This window comes from Pseudomonas sp. AIG (assembly GCF_977020205.1).
This window is the reverse complement of sequence record NZ_CDROCK010000155.1, coordinates 1-344: the sequence shown is the minus strand read 5'-3', so window position 1 is coordinate 344 and position 344 is coordinate 1. Positions and strand designations below refer to the sequence as shown.

Genomic DNA, 344 nt, shown 5'->3' with positions numbered 1-344 from the left:
TTGCGCATGCAGGGTTTCAGTGTGGTCGATGTTGGCGGTGTGGCGCAGGTGGTGCCGGAAGCGGATGCGAAGTTGCTCGGCGGGCCGATTTACAGTGCTGACAAACCGGCCGGTAACGGCATGCTCACACGGACGTTTCGCCTGCAATACGAGAACGCGGTGAACCTGATTCCGGTGCTGCGGCCGATCGTTTCGCCGAACAACCCGATCAATGCCTATCCGGGCAATAACACCATTGTCATCACCGATTACGCCGAGAACCTGACCCGCGTTGCGCAGTTGATTGCGAGCATTGATTCGCCAAGTGCGATTGACACCGATGTGGTGCAGATCCAGAACGGCAT

General features: G+C 57.8%; 1 protein-coding gene. It reads left to right on the top strand.

The window, feature by feature from the left end; genetic code table 11:
* A partial coding sequence (locus tag ACWR1S_RS30945) for a secretin N-terminal domain-containing protein (RefSeq protein ID WP_454566154.1) occupies positions 1-344 on the top strand: 344 nt, incomplete at both ends.